This window comes from Myxococcus sp. CA033, from assembly GCF_013336625.1.
Taxonomy (GTDB): domain Bacteria; phylum Myxococcota; class Myxococcia; order Myxococcales; family Myxococcaceae; genus Myxococcus; species Myxococcus llanfairpwllgwyngyllgogerychwyrndrobwllllantysiliogogogochensis.
In genome coordinates this window covers 225,257-246,229 of record NZ_JABUMU010000008.1, presented here as the reverse complement: position 1 = coordinate 246,229, position 20,973 = coordinate 225,257, and the positions used below count along the sequence as shown (strand labels likewise).

The following is a 20,973-nucleotide window of genomic DNA, read 5'->3' as shown; positions in this document are numbered from 1 at the left end:
CGCCGGGTCAAGATGCTCTCGACCTGGATCTACGCCGCCGTGCTGGCGGGCGCCGGCATGCTGTTGATGATGGCCACCGGTGGCGTCTTCCGCAGCGTCTCCGCCAGCTCCGGCTCCGAGCGCGTGCTGGCCAACAGCCCGCACACGCTCCTGGGCTTCACCACCACCATCGCCCTGTTCGGCCTCTTCATGGTCGCGGCCATCTTCGGACAGGCCGCGCACCAGGACTTCGGCCACGGGACGTGGATGCTCATCTTCACGAAGAACGTGAAGAAGACGCCGTACCTGCTCGGCCGCTTCCTGGGCGCGTACCTCTTCAGCGCCGGACTGATGCTGGCCATCATCCCCGGCCTGCTCGTGGGCGCCGGCGTCGTGTGGCTGGTCGACAAGACGCAGCTCGCGCCGCACCAGACCCTCGCCTACGTGTGGCCGTACCTGGTGGGCGTGTGGCCCACGCTGTTCTTCGCGGGCACGGTGTTCTTCTCATTGGCCGCGCTCACGCGCCGCATGGCCCCGGTGTACGTGGGCATGGTGGTGCTGGTGCTGGGCTACCTGGTCATCAGCTCCGCCATGTCGGACGTGGCCAATCAGGAGCTCGGCTCGCTGTTGGATCCGTTCGGGTTCACCACCATCGAGACGGTGACCCGGTACTGGACGCCCGCTGAGCGCAATCGGGACCTGATTCCGTTCACCGGCTGGCTGCTCATCAACCGGCTCGTGTGGAGCGCCGTGGGCGCCTTGCTGCTGGGCCTCACGGTGGCGCGCTTCCGGACCACCGTGGAGGAGCACAGTGGTGCTCGCCCCGCGGCACGCGAGGAGACGCCCGCCGTGCCCGTGGCCATCCCCACCACGCGGCCCGCGCCCACGTTCGGAAGCTGGGTGCGCACGGCCCTGTCCTCCGCGTGGCTGGCGTTCCGCGACGTGCTGCGCTCGCCGGTGTACTGGTCCTTCGTGGTGGCGGGCCTGGCCTTCGTGACCATCGCCTCGCTGATCTCCAAGCAGATCTTCGGCACCGCCACCCTGCCCGTGACGTGGCAGGCGCTGGAGATGGCCACGTCCACCTTCCATCCCTTCGTGCTCATCACCCTGACGTTCTACGCGGGGGAGCTGGTGTGGAAGGAGCGGGACGCGGGCCTGGGCGACATCGTCGACGCGACGCGGGCTCCGACGTGGGTCGGATACTCCGCCAAGTTCGGTGCGCTGCTGCTGGTGGTGCTGTCGCTCAAGGGCGTCGTCGCGCTCGCGACAATCATCTCCCAGGTGAGCCGGGGCTTCTTCGACATCGAGTGGTGGCTGTACTTCACGGACATCCTGCTGCTCGACTTCACGCACAACATCCTCCTGTGCGTGCTGGCCTTCTTCGCGCAGGTGCTCATCCACCACAAGTACGTCGCGTACCTGGTCATGGTGCTCTACTTCGCCTCGCAGGCCGCGCTGGGGCTGCTCGGCATCGAGGAACCGCTGGTGCGCTATGGCTCGGAGCCCTCGGCGCCCTACTCGGACCTGAACGGCTATGGCCACTTCCTGGCCTCGGTCGCCTGGCACCGCCTGTACTGGTACGGCCTGGCCACGCTCATGGTGGCCGCGGGCGCGCTGCTCGTCGTTCGGGGACGTGGAACGGCCTGGAAGGAGCGGCTCGCTGAAGCGCGGGCCCGCCGCACCCCGGCCTGGACGGTGACCGCCATCCTCGCGGCGCTCGTGTTCGTGGGGACTGGCGCGTTCATCACCTACAACACGCGCATCCTCAATCCGTACGTCACGGCGAAGGACAGCGAGCGCGCGTTGGCTCGCTACGAGAAGGACTACAAGTCCTTCGCCGCCCTGCCCCATCCGCGCGTCACCGCGGTGGACGTCACCTTCCACATCCACCCGGAAGAGCGACGCATGGAGGCGCTGGGCACCTATCGCGTGCGCAACAAGACGGAGCAGCCCATCTCCCAGGTGCTCATGGAGCTGCCGCGCGACGCACGCGTGCGCAAGCTCTCCCTGGCGGGCGTGGACACCCCGGCGAAGCGCGACGAGTCGCTCGGCCTCTTCGTCTTCCAGTTGCCCACGCCGCTGGCTCCCGGCGGCGAGGCGGACCTGGTGTTCGACCTGGAGTACGCGCCGCGCGGCATGAGGCATGGCTCGACGCGCACGGACATCGTCGAGAACGGCACCTTCTTCAACAGCGGCAACCTCCCCACGCTGGGCTATCAGGAGGACGCGGAGCTGGTGGAGGACGGTGACCGCAAGGAGTACGGCCTCGCGCCCAAGGAGCGCCTGCCGGACCGGGATGACCCGAAGGCCAAGGCCAACAACTACATCACCCAGGACGCGGACTTCGTCAGCTTCCAGGCCACGGTGAGCACCTCGGCGGATCAGATCGCCATCGCCCCCGGCTACCTGGAGAAGGAGTGGACCGAGGGGAACCGGCGCTTCTTCCGCTACAAGATGGACCAGCCCATCCTCAAGTTCTACTCGGTGCTGTCCGCGCGCTACGCGGTGGCGCGCGACACGTGGAAGAACGTGGCGCTGGAGATCTACCACCACCCCACGCACGTCTATAACCTGGACCGGATGATGCGGGGGATGAAGGACACGCTGGAGTACTGCACGGAGAACTTCGGGCCGTACCAGCACCGGCAGGCCCGCATCCTGGAGTTCCCCCGCTACGGTGCCTTCGCGCAGTCCTTCCCCAATACGATTCCGTACTCGGAATCACTGGGCTTCATCGCCCGCGTGCGCGACGGCAGCCCCGATGACGTGGACTACCCGTACTACGTCACCGCGCACGAGATTGCCCATCAGTGGTGGGCCCACCAGGTGGTGGGCGCGCGCGCGCAGGGCAGCACGATGACGTCGGAGACGATGTCCCAGTACACCGCGCTGATGGTGATGAAGCACCGCTTCGGCGCGACGAAGATGAAGCGCTTCCTCAAGTTCGAGCTGGACGGCTACCTCATGGGCCGCGCGCTGGAGCGGAAGAAGGAAGTGCCGCTGTCCCGAGTGGAGAACCAGATGTACATCCACTACCAGAAGGGCAGCCTCGCCATGTACGCGCTGCAGGACTTCATCGGCGAGGAGCGCGTCAACCGCGCCATGAAGCGCTACGTGGACAAGGTCCGCTTCCAGGGGCCGCCGTACACGGGCTCCGCGGAGCTGCTCGGCTTCCTGCGCGAGGAGACGCCGCCGGAGTATCAGTACCTCCTGGAAGACCTCTTCGAGACCATCACCCTCTACGACAACCGCGCGGTGTCCGCGACGATGCGGCAGAACACCCAGGGGACCTGGGACGTCGCGCTCAAGGTCATCGCGAAGAAGTTCCGCAGCGACGACAAGGGCAACCAGACGGAGCTGGAGTTCTCCGACTGGATGGACGTGGGCGCGCTCGACAGCAACGGCGAGGCGCTGTTCCTGGAGAAGCGCAAGGTGGGCAAGGGGGAATCGGAGATCACCTTCACCGTGCCGGTGCAGCCGGCCGAGGTCGGCGTGGATCCCCTCAACAAGCTCATCGACCGCCAGTCACAGGACAACGTGACGGAGCCCAAGGTGGCCGCGGCGCTCGCGATGGGGAGCCCCACCCAGCCCTGAGCAACACCTCCGAGGGCTTCACCAGCGAATGCGCAGGTCGAAGCCCTCCGTCTCATACCGTTCGACGTCCACGGTGACACTCAGGGCGCCCGCCTGCTTCAAGGCGCCCTCGCACGTGCCGGCGGCGGACTCCGCGGGGAACGGGTAGTCGCGGAACTTCACCCGATAGTCCTGGGGCGCGAGCAGCGCGGTCTGGATGTTCACCGGCTCGAACACGGAGCTGAAGCTGAGCGCCACGCGCTTCATCGCCCGCTCCGGCCCGGCCACCTTGAGGGCCATCCCCACCACGCGCCCCACCAGCGTGTCGAAGTACTGGCGGAGCAAATCCCGTCCCATCTCCCGCTGCGCCTGCTTGGACGCGAGCCCCCCATACGTCGTGCGCAGCACCAGCGCCTGACAGGCCAGGAACACGGAGCTGGGATAGATGGCCCGGGGCTTGTCCACGTCGTAGCCCGCGGCGAGGAACTCGGCGCGCATGGCCGCGTCGGGATTCGCACAGCGGACCAGCGACTCGAACAACGTGGACTGGACTCTGACCTCGGTCGGCATGTGGGGCGACACCCTAGGGGAGCCGCGTCATCCGGTCATGACGCGGTGGTTCAAGACGTGGGCAGACCTTCGCCCCACCCTCGACCGACAGCAGCGAGGCCCCGCTCACTCGGCTCCCGAAGGCGCGCTAGGAATCCACCCGCTCAGAGACTTCGAAGCGTCCCGCCGTGACGACGTGCTTGTTCTCCACGACGAGCTTCGCGGCGCGCAGGGTGCCCCGGACCTCCAGGGCGTAGTCGTTGTACTGCGCCGTGACGTGCGTGGCCTCCAGGTTGCCGCCGATGATGACCGGGCCCTGGGACTTGAGCGTCTCGCAGGTGAAGTCACCGCCGACGAACAGCGAGGCGCCTTGGGGGTTTGCGGCCCCACCCTTCACCGTCAGGTTGCCCGTCACCATCAACGCGCCGACCTTCAGCGGGCCTTCGACCTCCAGGTTGCCGTGATGGACGTAGCTCGACTTGGAGACCTTCTTCACCTTCTTGTCCTTGGGCGGCTCCGCGATGGCCGCCTGGATGAGCCCGATGCCCGCGAAGACGAGGTCCGGGTTCATCGAGGACTGTTCCTCGATGCCCTCGAAGAACGCATCGATGGTGACGAAGTGCGCCTCCACGAAGACCGCGTCCATGATGAGGCGGAGCTTCTCCCACGAAGCGGGTCGCACGCCCGGCGGCGCGGCGCCTTGGAGATAGCGGACGACCTTCTCTTCCGACAGGCCCTTGGGCTTCTTGGGCGGAGGCGGTCTCTGGGACTTCGTCGGCAGCAGCAGCTCCACCAGCAGGGCCGGAACCTTGCGGCTGTGTCGCGAGGTTCGTGCCGCGCCCAGCACGCTCTGCCCTCCTGGAGTCAGACCACGCGGGTCCGCGCCCTGCTCGATGAGGAACCGGACCACGCGGTCCGCGCCGAACTCCGCCGCGCGGTGCAGCGGCGTGTCGTAGCGGTATGGCGCGAGGAGGTTGGCGCCGTACTCCTTCAAGAGCTGGAGGAGCTCCACGTTGTTCTGGGTGACGGCGAGCAGCACCGGCGTGTGCTGGTTCTGGTCAACGAAGTCCAGGCTCACACCCCCGACGAGCATCTGGCGGATCTTCCCGAGCGCCACCTCGTTCTCCGCACGCTCCTTGGCCAAGCGCTCGTCGAAGCTGTCCGCTTCGTAGACCTGAACATGGTCCTCGAGGTGTTTATGGCTCTGGACTTGTCGGAAGAGTTTGGTCAGCTCGTACTGCTGTTCCGTCATGGTGTGTGGCCTCGGCGCTTCGCGAATCCATCGCGTGACTCGGGCGTGAATGCAACCCCGGACACGGGCCGTGCCTCAGTCCGCGCGCGTTCCACCCAGCGCGGGCAATCGCCGACGGAGGAACTCTCCAGGAGGACCTCCCGTGAACTGCCGGAAATCGCGAATGAGGTGGGCTTGATCGAAGTAGCCCTGCTCCAACGCGAGGCGGGCCTGGCTCTCCGCCGCGCCGGACTTCAGCACCTGGATGACACGGTCGAAGCGGATGAGTCGCGCGAGCAGCTTGGGCGTCAGGCCCAGCTCCTGACCACATCGCGCGATGACGTGCTTCTGGCTGAAGCCCAGCTCCCGGGCCAGCTCGCCAATCTCCACCTGTCCGCCACTGGCGCGCAGCCGCTGCCACGTCCAGATGATGACGGGTGAAACCTCGGGCGCCGTGAGGATGCGTGAGAGGAGGAGCTGGTCCAGCAGCGCGAAGCGGGCCTCCCAGGACGGCGCCTCCACGAGCCGCTCCGTGAGCAGCGGCCCCTCCGCGCCGAGCACCGACTCCAGTCCGACGACCTGCCGCGCGAGGTGATGCAGCGGTATGCCGAAGAACCGTCGTGCGCCCACGGGCGTGAAGTTCACCTGCATGCCGTTCATCGACCCGGCCGTCTCGGTGATGGAGTACCCGTCATCCAGCCCCGCGACGAAGCCGACCGGATGTCGGCCGAGCGGTCGCCCCGTCCTCGGGTCGACGATGCGCAGCGGCGGGCCGAAGTCGATGATGAGCACGACTTGCGGCGCGGGAAGCTCGCGTCGACGCACCGGGCCAGGGGTGGATTCACGATAGCCGCAGTAGTCGTGGACGTGCTCGCGCAGTCGGGCGTCGGGAGTGCCGAACACCAGCTCCCAACCACCCTGCTCGGAGGCCTGCCGGACCACTCGCGCATGGGGGCTTTGCGTGGTCATGCGGCACCCTCCGAAGACACGCCGTGTTGACGCCTTAGCATGGCCACCGGTGCCAATAAGGGACTTCCGGTGCCCGCCAACAAGGACCGGCTTCACCTCGCCATTGCCGCGGCCCGTTTTTGCGCCTATGGGACGGGAACGGCCCGTCCCACGGTGCCACTCCCCTGCGAGGACACAGCATGTCGCAAGTGCCTCTTCACATCGCCACCGAGTTCCCGGCTCGCTCGCTCGACGAGTGGCGCCGACTCGTGGACAAGGACCTGAAGGGCAAGCCCTTCACGTCGCTCCAGTCGCCGCTGGAAGGCGGGCTGACGCTCCAACCCCTCTACGCTTCCCAGGACGCCGCGCCGCCGCCCCCGGGCGTCGCGCCGTACGTGCGAGGCACGCAGGCCCTGGGCCACACCGAGGGTGGATGGCTGGTGTGCCAGGAGTACGCCGAGCCGGACATCGCCGTCGCCGCCGAGGCCATCCGCAATGACCTGGAGCGCGGCACGCTGGCGGTCTGGCTCTGCCTGGGCCCCACTCGCGGCATCCCCGTGAAGGACGAGGCCACGATGGAGCAACTGCTGGCCTCGGTGCTCCTGGCCCGCACTCCCGTGCACCTGGAGTCCGAGGCGGCGCCCGTCTCCATGGCGTCCCTGCTGTTGGGCGTCGCCACCAAGGCGGGTGTGTCGCGCAAGGCGCTGAGCGGCTCGCTGGGCATCGACCCGCTGGGAATCCTCGCTCGCACCGGCGCGCTGCCGGGTGGCGTCGACGCGATGTTCACCGAGGCCGCGCCGCTCGTCACTTCGCTGAGCGGGAGCGCGCCGGAGCTGCGCGCGCTGCTCATCTCGACGCGGGCGTACTCGGACGCGGGCGCCACGTCGGTGCATGAGCTGGCGTGGGCCATCGCCACGGGCGTCGAGTACTTGCGCGGGATGGAGCGCGCGGGCGTGCCGCCGGAGGTCGCGGCGCGCTCGGTGCAGTTCGCGCTGTCCGTCGGCGGACAGTTCTTCCCGGAGATCGCCAAGCTGCGCGCCGCGCGGCTGCTCTGGGCCAAGGTCGTCGCCGCGTCGGGCGGCTCCCCCGAGGCGCAGGCCATGCGGCTGCATGCGCGCACCGCGAGCGCCACGAAGACACAGCGCGACCCGTGGGTGAACATCCTGCGCGGCACGGCCGAGTCCTTCGCAGCGGTCGTCGCGGGCGCGGACAGCATCAGCACGTCGCCCTTCGACGAGCCGCTGGGTGCTCCCGATGAAGGCGCGCGCAGGCTCGCGCGAAACACACAGCTCATCCTGCGCGACGAGTCCAGCCTCAACCGCGTCGCGGACCCGGCGGGCGGCAGCTACTACCTGGAGCAGCTCACCACCGAAATCGCGCGAGCGGCCTGGACGGAGCTGCAGCGAATCGAAGGCCTGGGCGGCATGGAGAAGGCGCTCACTCAAGGCGATATCGCCCGCGTGCTCACGGAGACGCGCGCGGCGCGGGACAAGGCCGTGCGCACGCGCAAGCAGCCCATCGTCGGAGTGAGCGAGTTCCCCTTCCTGGGTGAGACGCCCGTGAAGCGCGAGGCCCGCAAGGCCTTCGGCGTCGAGAATTCCGCGCGAGTCCCCGGCGTCACAGAGGGCGCGGAGGTGAGCAGGAGTGTGGGCCTCAAGCCCTCTCGCATCTCGGAGCCTTTCGAGCTGCTGCGCGACGCGAGTGATCGCACGCTCGCGGCGAAGGGCCAGCGCCCCACCGCGTTCCTCGCGAGCCTGGGCGCGGTGGCGGAGCACACGACACGGTCCATGTGGGTGGTCAACGCGCTGGCCGCGGGAGGCATCGAGTCGCGCGAGAAGCACGGCTTCGCCGACCCCGCCGCCGCCGTGGCCGCCTTCGCGGAGTCAGGCGCGTCCCTCGCGGTCATCTCCGGACCGGACGCGATGTATCCGGAGTGGGTGCCCGCGCTGACCAGCCAGCTCAAGGCCAAGGGCGCACGCGTGGTCGCCGTGGCGGGTCGTCCTGGTGATAACGAGGCCGCGTTCCGCGCGGCTGGTGTGGACCTCTTCATCTACGCGGGAGCGGACCTGTTCTCGCTCCTGTCCTCGCTGCACGCGCAGCTCGGAGTGGCCTGATGCGCACCCACGTCCCGAACTTCTCCGGCATCGACTTCGACGCGCCCGAGACGCAGGCGCCCACGCCCGCACTCAATGCGCAGGGAAGCCAGGCCGCCACCAGCCGGCGCGACGCCGAACACTGGGACACGCCCGAGGGCATCCCGGTCAAGCCCGTGTACACGCGCGAGGACCTGGCGGACGTCGAGCACCTGGGCTCGCTGCCGGGCCTGCCGCCCTTCGTGCGCGGCCCCTACTCCACCATGTACGTGCAGCAGCCGTGGACGGTGCGCCAGTACGCGGGCTTCTCCACGGCCGAGGCGTCCAACGCCTTCTACCGGCGCAACCTCGCGGCCGGTCAGAAGGGCCTGTCCATCGCGTTCGACCTCGCGACGCACCGGGGCTACGACAGCGATCATCCTCGCGTCGCGGGCGACGTGGGCATGGCGGGCGTGGCCATCGACAGCATCAAGGACATGCGCATCCTGTTCGACCGCATCCCGCTCGACCAGATGAGCGTGTCGATGACGATGAACGGCGCGGTGCTGCCCATCCTCGCGCTCTACGTCGTCGCGGCCGAGGAACAGGGCGTCAAGCCCGAGCAGCTCAGCGGGACCATCCAGAACGACATCCTCAAGGAGTTCATGGTCCGCAACACGTACATCTACCCGCCGGGCCCGTCGATGCGCATCATCGGCGACATCTTCCGCTTCACCGCCGAGAAGATGCCGCGCTTCAACAGCATCAGCATCAGCGGCTACCACATGCAGGAGGCGGGAGCGACGCAGGACCTGGAGCTGGGCTACACGCTCGCGGACGGCGTGGAGTACGTGCGCGCGGGCCTCGCGGCGGGCCTGGGAGTGGATGCCTTCGCGCCCCGGCTGTCGTTCTTCTGGGCCATCGGCATGAACTTCTTCATGGAGGTGGCGAAGATGCGCGCGGCCCGGATGATCTGGGCCAGGCTCATCAAGGGCTTCAGCCCCAAGAGCGACAAGAGCCTGGCGCTGCGCACCCACTCGCAGACCTCCGGCTGGAGCCTCACCGCGCAGGACGTGTACAACAACGTGGTGCGCACCTGCGTGGAGGCGATGGCCGCCACCCAGGGCCACACGCAGAGCTTGCACACCAACTCGCTCGATGAAGCGATTGCGCTGCCCACCGACTTCAGCGCGCGCATCGCCCGCAACACCCAGTTGTATCTCCAGCTCGAGAGCGGGACGACGCGCGTCATCGACCCGTGGGGCGGCAGCTACTACGTGGAGCGGCTCACCCACGAGCTCGCGCAGAAGGCCTGGGGCCACATCCAGGAGGTCGAAGCGCTGGGTGGCATGACGAAGGCGATTGAAGCGGGCCTCCCCAAGCTGCGCATCGAGGAGGCGGCGGCCCGCACGCAGGCGCGCATCGACTCCGGCCGTCAGGCCATCATCGGCGTGAACAAGTACCCGCCCGAGCGCCCCGACAACATCGAGATCCTCAAGGTGGACAACTCCGCGGTGCGCGAGGCGCAGATCGCCCGGCTCAAGGAGCTCCGCGCGGAGCGCAACGCGGAGGAAGTGCGGCGGAGGCTGGACGCGCTGACGGAGGCGGGCCGACGCAACGAGGGCAATCTCCTGGCGCTGGCCATCGACGCGGCGCGGGCGAAGGCCACGGTGGGAGAAATCAGCGACTCGCTCGAGAAGGTCTTCGGGCGCTACGAGGCCACGGTGCGAAGCGTGTCCGGCGTGTATTCGAGCGAAGCAGGCAAGGACTCCCAGGGAATCATCCAGGCACGCGCCGCCGCGGACGCGTTCCTCGCGCGGTTCGGCCGTCGGCCGCGCATCCTCATCGCGAAGATGGGGCAGGACGGGCATGACCGGGGACAGAAGGTCATCGCCACGGCCTTCGCGGACCTGGGCTTCGACGTGGACATCGGCCCGCTCTTCCAGACGCCCGAGGAGTCCGCGCGTCAGGCCGTGGAGAACGACGTCCACGTCGTGGGCGCCAGCTCCCTGGCCGCGGGCCACCTCACGCTGGTGCCACAGCTCAAGCGCGCCCTGCGCGAGCTGGGCCGTGAGGACATCATGGTCGTCGTCGGCGGCGTCATCCCGGCGCAGGACTATGACGAGCTTCGCGCCGCGGGCGCCGCCGCCATCTTCGGCCCCGGCACCGTCATCTCGAAGGCCGCGGTGGAGCTGCTGGAGAAGCTCTCGGCGGCGCAGGAGGAGGAGTGAAGCTGCTGACGGCGGAGGCCTATGTGGAAGGCGTCCGCTCAGGCGACCGGTCCGTGCTGGCTCGTGCCATCACCCTGGTGGAGAGCGGGCACCCGCGCCACCAGTCGCTCGCCCAGGAAGTGCTCACCCGGTTGCTCCCTCACACGGGTGGCAGCCGACGGGTGGGCATCAGCGGCGTGCCCGGCGTGGGCAAGAGCACCTTCATCGACGCGCTGGGCATGCACCTGGTGGGCGAGGAAAGGCGCGTCGCGGTGCTCGCCATCGACCCGTCGAGCACCATCTCCGGCGGCAGCATCCTGGGCGACAAGACGCGCATGGCCCGGCTGTCGCGTGAGACGGCGGCCTATATCCGTCCCAGTCCCTCCAGCGGAACGCTGGGCGGTGTCGCACGCAAGACTCGCGAGACGCTGCTCCTGTGCGAGGCCGCGGGCTTCGACGTGGTGTTGGTGGAGACGGTGGGCGTGGGCCAGTCAGAGACGGTGGTCGCCGACATGGTGGACTTCTACCTGGTGCTGATGCTCGCGGGTGCGGGGGACGAGCTCCAGGGAATCAAGCGCGGCATCCTGGAGGTGGCGGACATGCTCGCCATCAACAAGGCGGATGGTGACAACCAGCCCCGCGCCGAGCGCGCTCGCGCCGAGTACCGCGCCGCGCTTCACCTGATGCGTCCCGGCAACGAGCCCGTGGTGACGACGTGCAGCGCGATGGAGGGCACGGGCATCGCTTCGCTGTGGAGCTCGCTGGAAGCGCAACTGGACAAGCGCGTGGCTTCTGGAGCGATGGAGCAGCGTCGGCACGCGCAGCAGGTGGGTTGGATGTGGTCCATGGTGCAGGACGGCCTGCGGGCGGCCCTGCATGCGAACCCCACGGTGGCCGCCCTGTTCCCCCAGTTGGAACATGACGTGCGTGAGGGCCGTGCCACGGCGACGTCCGCCGCACTGCGCGTCCTGGGTGCATTCCTCCCGGAATCGAGGGCTTGACAGTCCGCGTCGAGCCTCGGCCGTCCCCGCTTCAATCGCTTGCCCGACACCCACCGCGCTCCTACTGTACGCGGCGTGCGAAACGTCCAGTTGACCCCGGTCCCCGGGCCCTACAAGCCGCGATTCCATGTGCGAATCGTGACGGCCGCCTCCCTGTTCGACGGGCATGACGCGGCCATCAATGTCATGCGCCGGCTGATGCAGTCGTCGGGCGCCGAAATCATCCACCTGGGACACAACCGCTCGGTCTCTGAAATCGTCGACTGCGCCATCCAGGAAGATGCCCAGGGCATCGCCATCACCTCCTACCAGGGAGGCCACGTCGAGTACTTCAAGTACATGATCGACCTGCTGAAGCAGCGCGGGGCGAACATCAAGGTCTTCGGCGGCGGTGGCGGCACCATCCTCCCCACGGAAATCGAAGAGCTACATGCCTACGGCGTGACGCGCATCTATTCCCCGGACGACGGCCGCTCCATGGGCCTCCAGGGGATGATCGACCACCTCATCTCGGAGTGTGACTTCGAGAAGCGCCCCGCGGACTACGGGCCGGCCGTCGCGGCCATGCCGGTGCGCGACTCGATGAAGATCGCCTCGCTCATCACCATCGCGGAGAACTTCGCGAGCGCCGGAGACGCGCTGCGCGACGCGATGACGAAGCTGAGCGCGAAGCAGCCGCGCGTGCCCGTGCTGGGAATCACCGGAACCGGTGGCGCGGGCAAGTCCAGCCTCGTGGACGAGCTGGTGCGCCGCTTCCTCGCGGACTTCCCGGACAAGACGCTGGCGGTGCTCTCCGTGGATCCGTCGAAGCGCAAGTCGGGCGGCGCGTTGCTCGGTGACCGCATCCGCATGAACGCCATCGACAACCAGCGCGTCTACATGCGCTCCATGGCGACCCGGCAGAGCAACCTCGCGCTGTCCAAGCACGTGGGTGACTCCATCGAGGTGTGCAAGGCCGCGGGCTTCGACCTCATCGTGGTGGAGACCTCCGGCATCGGTCAGTCCGACACGGAGATCATCGAGCACTCGGACGTCTCGCTCTATGTGATGACGGCCGAGTATGGCGCGGCGACGCAGCTCGAGAAGATCGACATGCTCGACTTCGCGGACGTCATCGCCATCAACAAGTTCGACAAGCGCGGCTCGCTGGATGCGCTGCGCGACGTGCGCAAGCAGTGGAAGCGCAACCACAACGCGTTCACCACGGCGGATGACTCGGTGCCCGTGTACGGCACCATCGCCTCGCAGTTCAATGACCCGGGGATGAACCAGCTCTACCGGGCCATCGTCGACACGGTGGTTCGCAAGACGGGCGCCCCGCTCCAGTCGCACCTGGAGCCGACGCCGGGCATGAGCGAGAAGAAGTGGATCATCCCGCCCGATCGCACCCGCTACCTCGCGGAGATCGTCGAGACGTGCGAGGCGTACGACAAGTTCGCGCGCTCCCAGGCGGCGGTGGCGCGGCGGATGTATCAGCTCCACGGCACCATCGAGGCGCTGCGACAGAACGTCGGCAAGAAGCGCCTGGAGATCGTCGAGCCGAAGGACACGTCCGACGTGGTGCACGTCACCGAGCGCGTCGAGGGCGAGCCCGCGTACCTGAGCGAGCTGGTGGAGCTGTACAAGGACCTGGAGTCTCGCCTGGACCCCGACTGCCGTCGGCTGCTGACTGAGTGGCCCGCGACAAAGCGGCGCTACGCGGCGTCCAAGTACCAGTACCAGGTGCGCGACAAGGTCATCGAGCTGGACCTGTTCACCGAGTCGCTCTCCCACCTGCGCATCCCGAAGATCGCCCTGCCCCGCTACGAGGACTGGGGCGACATCCTCATCTGGCTGCTGCGGGAGAACGCGCCGGGCGCGTACCCGTTCACCTCCGGCGTCTTCCCGCTCAAGCGCGAGGGTGAGGACCCGGCGCGCATGTTCGCGGGTGAAGGCGGCCCGGAGCGCACCAACAAGCGCTTCCATTACGTGTCACGCGGCCTGCCCGCGAAGCGCCTGTCCACCGCGTTCGACTCCGTCACGCTGTACGGCGAGGACCCGGACCACCGGCCGGACATCTACGGCAAGGTCGGCAACTCCGGCGTGTCCATCGCCAACGTGGACGACGCGAAGAAGCTCTACTCGGGCTTCGACCTGGCGGACCCGGCCACGTCGGTGTCGATGACCATCAACGGCCCCGCGCCGATGCTGCTCGGGTTCTTCCTGAACGCGGCGGTGGACCAGCAGTGCGAGAAGTGGATTCGCGCCAACAACAAGGTCGACGAGGTCGAGAAGAAGATCGACGCGATCTACCGGGAGCGCGGGGTGCCTCGGCCCCGCTACCAGGGTGACCTGCCGCAGGGGAGTGACGGACTGGGCCTGCTGCTGCTCGGCGTGTCGGGCGACGAGGTGCTGCCGCGCGACGTCTACGAGAAGATCCGCGCGACGACGCTCCAGCAGGTGCGCGGCACGGTGCAGGCGGACATCCTGAAGGAGGACCAGGCGCAGAACACCTGCATCTTCTCCACGGAGTTCGCGCTGCGGGTGATGGGCGACATCCAGCAGTACTTCACCGACAAGAAGGTGAGGAACTTCTACTCGGTGTCCATCTCCGGCTACCACATCGCGGAGGCAGGGGCGAACCCCATCTCCCAGCTGGCCTTCACGCTGGCCAATGGCTTCACCTTCGTCGAGTACTACCTGTCGCGCGGGATGCACATCGACGACTTCGCGCCCAACCTCTCGTTCTTCTTCTCGAACGGAATGGACCCGGAGTACGCGGTGCTGGGCCGCGTGGCGCGCCGCATCTGGGCCAAGGCCATCCGCGACAAGTACGGCGGCAATGACCGCTCGCAGAAGCTGAAGTACCACATCCAGACGTCGGGCCGTTCCCTGCACGCGCAGGAGATCGCGTTCAACGACATCCGGACCACGCTCCAGGCGTTGCTGGCACTCAACGACAACTGCAACTCGTTGCACACCAACGCGTACGACGAGGCCATCACCACGCCCACGGAGGAGAGCGTGCGGCGCGCGCTCGCCATCCAGCTCATCATCAACAAGGAGTTCGGGCTCTCCAAGAACGAGAACCCCAACCAGGGCGCGTTCATCATCGATGAGCTGACGGACCTGGTGGAGGCGGCGGTGCTCACGGAGTTCCGCGCCATCTCCGAGCGCGGCGGCGTGCTGGGCGCGATGGAGCGCATGTACCAGCGGTCCAAGATTCAAGAGGAGTCGCTGTACTACGAGATGCAGAAGCACGACGGGACGCTGCCCATCATCGGGGTGAACACGTTCCTGGACCCGAAGGGTTCTCCGACGGTGACGCCGCCGGAGGTGATTCGCGCGACGAAGGAGGAGAAGGACTACTCCATCACCGCGAGGGACGCCTTCTGGAAGCGCAACGCGGCGACCGCTCCGGCGGCGTTGGAGGCCGTGAAGCGCGCGGCGCTCGACAACGGCAACATCTTCTCCGCCCTGATGGACGCCTGTAAGGTCTGCACGCTCGGCCAGCTCTCCCGCGCGCTGTACGAGGTGGGTGGGCAGTACCGGCGGAACATGTAGTGCCTCAGGGGCCCCGCGCGAATCGGGGCCCCTGCCCTCCGCTCACTTCTTGGAGCGCGTGGGCCGTTTTTCGACGGACTGCCATGCAGCACGCGCAAGCACCGGGATGGCCGCACGCAAGTCCGTCTTCGTCCGTCCCGCGAGCCAGTCGCGCACCAGTTCCTGTGCGGGCCCGCGAAGGATGGCGAGGAAGAGTTCGAAGGACATCTCCTCGAACGCGCCGTCCCGGACGTGCGCCTGCCACCAGTCCTTCATCTGCCGGAAGAAACCCTTGTTCTGCTCGCGGATGCTCGCCTCGGCCGCGACAACCGCCGCGACGCCTCGCGCGCCCATGAGGAAGCGCGTCGCATCCGGCCGCGCCAGCGTCCACTCCAGGTGGTGACGAACGAGCGCCTCGACGCCCTCCCGGGCTCCCGGCTGCGTCTTGAGCACCTCGACCACCCCTGACTGGTACTCGCCCAGGACGTCCAGGTAGAGCGCCGCGGCAATCGCGTCCTTGCTCTCGAACAGGTGGTAGATGCTCCCCGTGCTGGCCCCCGAGCGCTCGCGGATGGCCGCCAGGGTCGTCCCCTCGACGCCCCGCTCCAGGAAACACTCCAGCGCCGCCTTGAGGACCTCTTCTCTCCGGTGACCCGGGTTGCGCATCCCTCCACCTTACTTTAGAACAGTGTTCTAGAACTATATTCTAGACATCTGGGAGGTCGCCGTGGAGTCACTGATGGAGCTGGGTCAGCAGGTGCTCAAGCAGCAGGCGTTCAGCACGCTGATGGGGACCCGGTTGGTGCACCTGACGAAGGGCGAGGCCGTGCTCGAGCTGCCGCTGCGTCCGGAGCTGGGTCAGCAGCACGGCTTCGTGCATGGGGGCGTGCTCAGCTACATGGCGGACAACGCGCTCACCTTCGCGGGGGGCTCGGCGATGGCGGCGCCCGTCGTCACGTCGGAGTTCAAGATCAACTACGTGCGCCCCGCTCAGGGCTCCATGCTCATCGCCAGGGCTCGCGCGCTGCACGCCGGACGCAGACAATCCGTCTGCCACTGCGACATCTTCGTCGTCACGGAGAAGGGCGAGACGCTGGTGGCCGTGGCCCAGGGCACCATCGCCGCCATGGCGCCTCGCGAGGAGACATGAACTCCGCCGCGGAGCCCGCGCTCCAGGGCTTTTCGAGAACAGACCCGAAGGCGCTTCACGAGCAGTGGCCCCGAGTGCGCCAGTTGTTCTCCAGGGCCTTCGCCAGCTCCCTGCACTTCGCCATCGCCAGCGTCGATGCGCGAGGAGCACCCCACGTCACGCCCATTGGCTCGGTCCTGCTCGGTGAGCCCGGACGCGGCATCTTCTTCGAGGTCTTCGCGCGGCGGCTCCCGTCGAACCTCGCGAAGGACTCCCGCGTGAGCATCCTCGCCGTGGACAGCGGCAAGCTGTTCTGGCTTCGCTCACTCCTCGCGGGACGCTTCGCGCGCCCACCCGCGCTGCGACTCGTGGGGCACGTACTCGGCCCACCCCGACGCGCCACACCTGAGGAGCAAGAGCGCTTCGCGCGACGCGTGCGGCGGCTCCGGTGGCTCAAGGGCCACTCGCGACTCTGGAGCCAGCTCGATCATGTGCGCGACTTCGAGGTCGAACGAATCGAGTCCGTTCACCTCGGGGCCATGACGGCGGGCCTGGCTTGACCGGCCCACCCGTCACACCACCTCAAGGCCCCGTGAGCACGTCGAGCGCGCATCACGGGTCCTCGGAGGGATTCAGCTCACAGCCACTTCGACGTCTGACGACGCGCGGGCGGCTCGGCGACCTTCACGGGAGCCGGCGCCGGACCCGAAGAGCGAGCCGGAGCGCTGCCGCCACGCGACGGAGCATTGCCACCGCGCGACTGCTGTCCACCGCCACGACCCGAACCCGCGGAGCCGCCACCACCCCGCGCTGAACGGCCCCCTTCGGGGCGTCCCTGGCCTCCGCCACCACCCCGGCGACGACGCGACGAGTTGCTGGGCTGATTGCCTCGGCCACCACCACCGCCCTGCCCGCCTCGCGACTGCCCACCGGAATTCGAGCTGCGCGCGACAGGCTCGTCCACCGAGGCCGAGGCCCCAGGACGCGGCGCCGCGAGGCCCGAGCGGTACGGATGCTCCTCCACCACCGGCACGCTGCGGCGGATGGTCCGCTCGATGTCGCGCAGGTACGCGCGCTCCTCGCCGTCGCAGAAGGACACCGCCGTGCCCGTCGCTCCCGCGCGGCCCGTGCGGCCGATGCGGTGCACGTACTGCTCCGGCACGTTGGGCAGGTCGTAGTTCACGACGAAGCTCAACCCGTCGATGTCGATGCCGCGCGCCGCGATGTCCGTGGCCACCAGCACCCGGAGCGCGCCGTTGCGGAAGTCGTCCAGCGCACGCTCACGCGCGTTCTGGCTCTTGTTGCCATGAATCGCGGCGGCCGTGACACCGGAGCCCTCGAGCTGCTTGGCCACCCGATTGGCGCCGTGCTTGGTGCGCGTGAAGACCAGCGCACGCTCAATCTTGCCGTCCTTCAGCAGGTGCGTGAGCAAGCCGCGCTTCTGCTCGCGCTCCACGAAGTACACCTGCTGAGCAACGGTCTCCGCCGTGCTGGAGACCGGCGTCACTTCCACCCGGATGGGGTCCGTGAGGATGTTGCGAGACAGGTCGACAATCTCCGGCGGCATCGTCGCGCTGAAGAACAGCGTCTGCCGCTTCGAGGGCAGCGCCTTGATGACCTTGCGCACGTCATGGATGAAGCCCATGTCCAGCATGCGGTCCGCCTCGTCGAGCACGAACACCTCGAGCGAGCGCAGCGACACGTAACCCTGGTCCATCAAGTCGAGCAGGCGACCAGGCGTCGCCACCAGCACATCCACGCCGCTCTTGAGCGACTGCACCTGCGCGCCCTGGCCCACTCCGCCGAAAATCACCGCGTGGCGCAGCGGCAGGTTCTTGCCGTACGTCGCGAAGCTCTCGCTCACCTGCCCCGCGAGCTCTCGCGTGGGAGTGAGCACCAGGCAACGCACGGGACGCGCGCCCCCGGTCGGCGCCTTGGCGGACAGACGCTGGAGAATCGGCAGCGCGAACGCCGCAGTCTTCCCCGTGCCCGTCTGGGCCACGCCGAGCACGTCCTTCCCAGCCAGGGCGTGTGGAATCGCCTTCATCTGGATGGGCGTAGGCGTGGTGTACCCCTCCGCCTTGACCGCGCGCAGGAGGGTGTCGTGAAGCTGCAATTCGTCGAAAGTCATGGATTCCTAGTCGAAGTGAGTCTGCTTCCTCGCCAGGCAAGGAAGCCCGCGCAGCGAGCCCAATCGAGTTCAGTATCGAGGGCACCTGGCGGTGCGCGGTCCGGCCCGGCCGGCCGACCCGCTTGAGAATGTCGGAGAACAGGGGGGTCCTCCCGCCCATTCCACGCATTCGGCCGCGGACCCTGCCCTCTCCCGGGACGGATGTCCCGTGAAATCGAGCCCTTGACAGCCGCTTTTGTGGGGTGTCGGGCGAACGAAGAGGGCCCCGAGGCGTACAGCCCCGGGGCCCTCCTCACCCTTCCGTCATGCCCGTGCTTCGGACAGTGACGCCTGGAGCACTTCTGGCAGGGGCTCATACGTCCCCAGCCGCATGCTGGCCTGGGCCCGGCCCTGCGTCCTGCCCCGCAAGCCCGTCACGTAGCCAAAGAGGCTGGCCATGGGCACCCGCGCGGACACCACGCGGGCATTGCCCCGCGTCTCCATTCCCAGCACCCGGCCCCGCCGCGAGGCCAGGTCTCCCAACACCTCGCCCACGTACTCCTCGGGCGTGGTGACCTCCACGTCCATCACGGGCTCCAGCACCTGCACGCCCACCCGCCGCACCGCCTCCTGGAGCGCCAGGGAACCGGCCATGGAGAACGCCTGGGGCGTGGAGTCGCGCACGTGCGTGTCTCCATCCACCAGCCGGACCTCCACGTCCACGAGCGCCACGCCGTCCCGCACGCCTCGCTCCATGGCACCCGCCACACCCTTCTGGATGGCGGGCACCAGCTCCCTCGGAATGGAGCCGCCCTTCGTGTCGTCCACGAAGACGAGCCCCGCGCCACGCGCCGCCGGAGCCACGTCCAGCACCACGCGCGCATACTGTCCGGGCCCGCCCGTCTGACGGACGTGCCGGTACTCCTGGCGCACGGCGCGCTTGAGCGTGTCGCGGTAGGCCACCTTGGGCTGTCCCACGCGCGCCTCCACGCCGTACTCCGTCCTCAGTCGGTCCACGACCACCTCCAGGTGAAGCTCACCCATTCCGGACAGCAGCACCTGGCCGCTCTCCGGGTCCACGCCCACGCGCAGCGACGGGTCTTCCGCCGCCAGGCGATGCAGGCCCTCTTCCAGCTTCGGCAGCTCCGCGGGCGACTTCGCCTCCACGGCGAGGTGCACCACGGGCTCCGGGAAGCCGAGCGACTCCAGCACCACGGGTGCCTCGGGGTCGCTCAGTGTGTCTCCCGTGCGCACGTTCTTCAGGCCGAGCGCCGCCGCGATGTCTCCCGCATGGACTTCCGAGACGTCCTCCCTGCGATTGGCATGCATGAACATCAGCCGACCCACGCGCTCCCGCTTGCCGGTGGCGGGATTGAGCAGGACGGTGCCTGCGCGCAGCGTGCCCGAATAGACACGCAGGAAGACGATGTTGCCCACGTTCTTGTCACTCATCATCTTGAACACCAGCGCGGCCGGAGGACTGTCGTCCGTTGGCTCGCGCGAGGCACGTTGCTCCGTGCCCGGAACGAGTCCCTCCACCGACGGAAGGTCCGAGGGCGCGGGCAGGTAGTCGACGACGGCGTCCAACAGCATCTGCACTCCCTTCTTCTTGAACGCCGAACCGGCGAGCACCGGCACCAGCGTGCGCGAGAGGGTTCCCGCGCGCAGCGCACGCACCAGGTCGTCCTCGGTGATGTCTTCCAGACGCCCGTCCACGAACTTCTCCATCACCGCGTCATCCACGTCCGCCGCCGCCTCGATGAGCCGCAGCCGCAACGTCTCCGCCCGCTGCCGGACGTCCTCCGGCACGGACAGCTCCTCGCGGTACTCACCGGCCTCTCCGTCGAAGTGGAGGGTCTTCATGCGCACCAGGTCCACGAGGCCACGGAACTCCGACTCCTCACCCAGCGGCAGCTGCACCGCCACGGCGCGAGCGCCCAGGCGCTCACGGATGGACTCCAGGCTCATGACGAAGTCCGCGCCCACCTTGTCCATCTTGTTGATGAACGCGATGCGCGGGACGCCGTAGCGGTCCGCCTGACGCCACACCGCCTCCGACTGGGGCTCCACGCCCTGGCTCGCATCGAACACGGCCACCGCGCCATCCAGCACGCGCAGGGAGCGCTCCACCTCGATGGTGAAGTCCACGTGTCCCGGCGTGTCCAGGATGTTGATGCGATGAGGCGTGCCCGCGGAGGGCCCGTGACGAGGTGACCAGAACGCGGTGGTGGCCGCGGAGGTGATGGTGATGCCGCGCTGCTTCTCCTGCGGCAGCCAGTCCATCTCCGTGGAGCCATCGTGCACTTCTCCCGTGGAGTGGATGCGACCGGTGAAGAACAGGACGCGCTCGGTGAGCGTCGTCTTGCCCGCGTCGATGTGCGCCATGATGCCGATGTTGCGGTACCGCTCGATGCGAGTGCTGCGGGACATAAAAGACTCCTGTTCCCGTCGGGCAGCGAGGCCCACGGGTGGCGATGGATGAGAGAGGAGCCGGTTGGAGACACGACGGGCGTGGAGCCGTCAGGCGCACGCACGCGCGACATGCCGGAGGGGCTCGAAAGGCCCGCTCAGGGACGCGTGAGGACACACGACGGCTCAGACGGAGCCAGGGCGGAACCGGGCTTCACGACACGCGGGAACCAGCGACCC

Annotated in this window: 13 protein-coding genes; 7 read left to right on the top strand and 6 right to left on the bottom strand. The window is 68.1% G+C overall.

What is annotated here, in order from left to right; translation table 11 throughout:
- Nucleotides 1–12 precede the first annotated feature (12 nt).
- A complete protein-coding gene (locus tag HUA78_RS21730) occupies nt 13–3,573 on the top strand; it encodes a M1 family aminopeptidase (RefSeq protein ID WP_254623829.1) in 3,561 nt (1,186 codons plus the stop codon).
- Between the two features lie 18 nt (nt 3,574–3,591).
- Here HUA78_RS21730 and HUA78_RS21725 read toward each other — a convergent pair whose 3' ends face one another.
- The 3 genes from HUA78_RS21725 to HUA78_RS21715 form a co-directional block, all read right to left on the bottom strand.
- Entirely contained in the window at nt 3,592–4,122 is a 531-nt protein-coding gene (locus tag HUA78_RS21725; protein WP_174477059.1) for a DUF2378 family protein, read from the bottom strand.
- A 127-nt stretch (nt 4,123–4,249) separates the two neighbouring features.
- Nucleotides 4,250–5,353, bottom strand: a complete 1,104-nt coding sequence (locus tag HUA78_RS21720) for an ankyrin repeat domain-containing protein (RefSeq protein WP_174456632.1) — start codon at nt 5,351–5,353, stop codon at nt 4,250–4,252.
- A 75-nt stretch (nt 5,354–5,428) separates the two neighbouring features.
- Nucleotides 5,429–6,301 (bottom strand): helix-turn-helix domain-containing protein, encoded by an 873-nt coding sequence (locus tag HUA78_RS21715; protein ID WP_174466369.1) that lies wholly within the window; start codon nt 6,299–6,301, stop codon nt 5,429–5,431.
- A 179-nt stretch (nt 6,302–6,480) separates the two neighbouring features.
- Between HUA78_RS21715 and HUA78_RS21710 the strand changes: the two genes are divergently transcribed.
- From HUA78_RS21710 to HUA78_RS21695, 4 genes are all read left to right on the top strand, one after another.
- A complete protein-coding gene (locus HUA78_RS21710; RefSeq protein ID WP_174477058.1) occupies nt 6,481–8,394 on the top strand; it encodes a methylmalonyl-CoA mutase subunit beta in 1,914 nt (637 codons plus the stop codon).
- A complete protein-coding gene (gene scpA / locus HUA78_RS21705) occupies nt 8,394–10,583 on the top strand; it encodes a methylmalonyl-CoA mutase (RefSeq protein ID WP_174477057.1) in 2,190 nt (729 codons plus the stop codon). The genes HUA78_RS21710 and scpA overlap by 1 nt, the downstream gene beginning before the upstream one ends.
- A complete protein-coding gene (gene meaB / locus HUA78_RS21700; RefSeq protein WP_174477056.1) occupies nt 10,580–11,563 on the top strand; it encodes a methylmalonyl Co-A mutase-associated GTPase MeaB in 984 nt (327 codons plus the stop codon). Before scpA ends, meaB begins: the two co-directional genes overlap by 4 nt.
- A gap of 75 nt (nt 11,564–11,638) precedes the next feature.
- Complete coding sequence (locus tag HUA78_RS21695) at nt 11,639–15,106, top strand: methylmalonyl-CoA mutase family protein (RefSeq protein WP_141645619.1); 3,468 nt, start codon at nt 11,639–11,641, stop codon at nt 15,104–15,106.
- A gap of 42 nt (nt 15,107–15,148) precedes the next feature.
- Here HUA78_RS21695 and HUA78_RS21690 read toward each other — a convergent pair whose 3' ends face one another.
- Nucleotides 15,149–15,751, bottom strand: coding sequence for a TetR/AcrR family transcriptional regulator (locus HUA78_RS21690; protein ID WP_141645618.1), 603 nt, complete (start codon nt 15,749–15,751; stop codon nt 15,149–15,151).
- 61 nt (nt 15,752–15,812) lie between these two features.
- Between HUA78_RS21690 and HUA78_RS21685 the strand changes: the two genes are divergently transcribed.
- Both HUA78_RS21685 and HUA78_RS21680 read left to right on the top strand, forming a co-directional pair.
- The gene (locus HUA78_RS21685; RefSeq protein WP_371745628.1) at nt 15,813–16,235 is read left to right on the top strand and encodes a PaaI family thioesterase; all 423 of its coding nucleotides are present in this window, start codon (nt 15,813–15,815) and stop codon (nt 16,233–16,235) included.
- On the top strand, nt 16,232–16,774 hold the full coding sequence (locus HUA78_RS21680; RefSeq protein ID WP_174477055.1) for a pyridoxamine 5'-phosphate oxidase family protein: 543 nt from the start codon (nt 16,232–16,234) through the stop codon (nt 16,772–16,774). Before HUA78_RS21685 ends, HUA78_RS21680 begins: the two co-directional genes overlap by 4 nt.
- Before the next feature lie 77 nt (nt 16,775–16,851).
- On the opposite strand, the gene HUA78_RS21675 is transcribed toward HUA78_RS21680, so the two are convergent.
- Nucleotides 16,852–18,345, bottom strand: a complete 1,494-nt coding sequence (locus tag HUA78_RS21675) for a DEAD/DEAH box helicase (RefSeq protein ID WP_174477054.1) — start codon at nt 18,343–18,345, stop codon at nt 16,852–16,854.
- A gap of 303 nt (nt 18,346–18,648) precedes the next feature.
- Nucleotides 18,649–20,754 (bottom strand): elongation factor G, encoded by a 2,106-nt coding sequence (gene fusA, locus HUA78_RS21670; RefSeq protein ID WP_174477053.1) that lies wholly within the window; start codon nt 20,752–20,754, stop codon nt 18,649–18,651.
- Between the last annotated feature and the right edge of the window lie 219 nt (nt 20,755–20,973).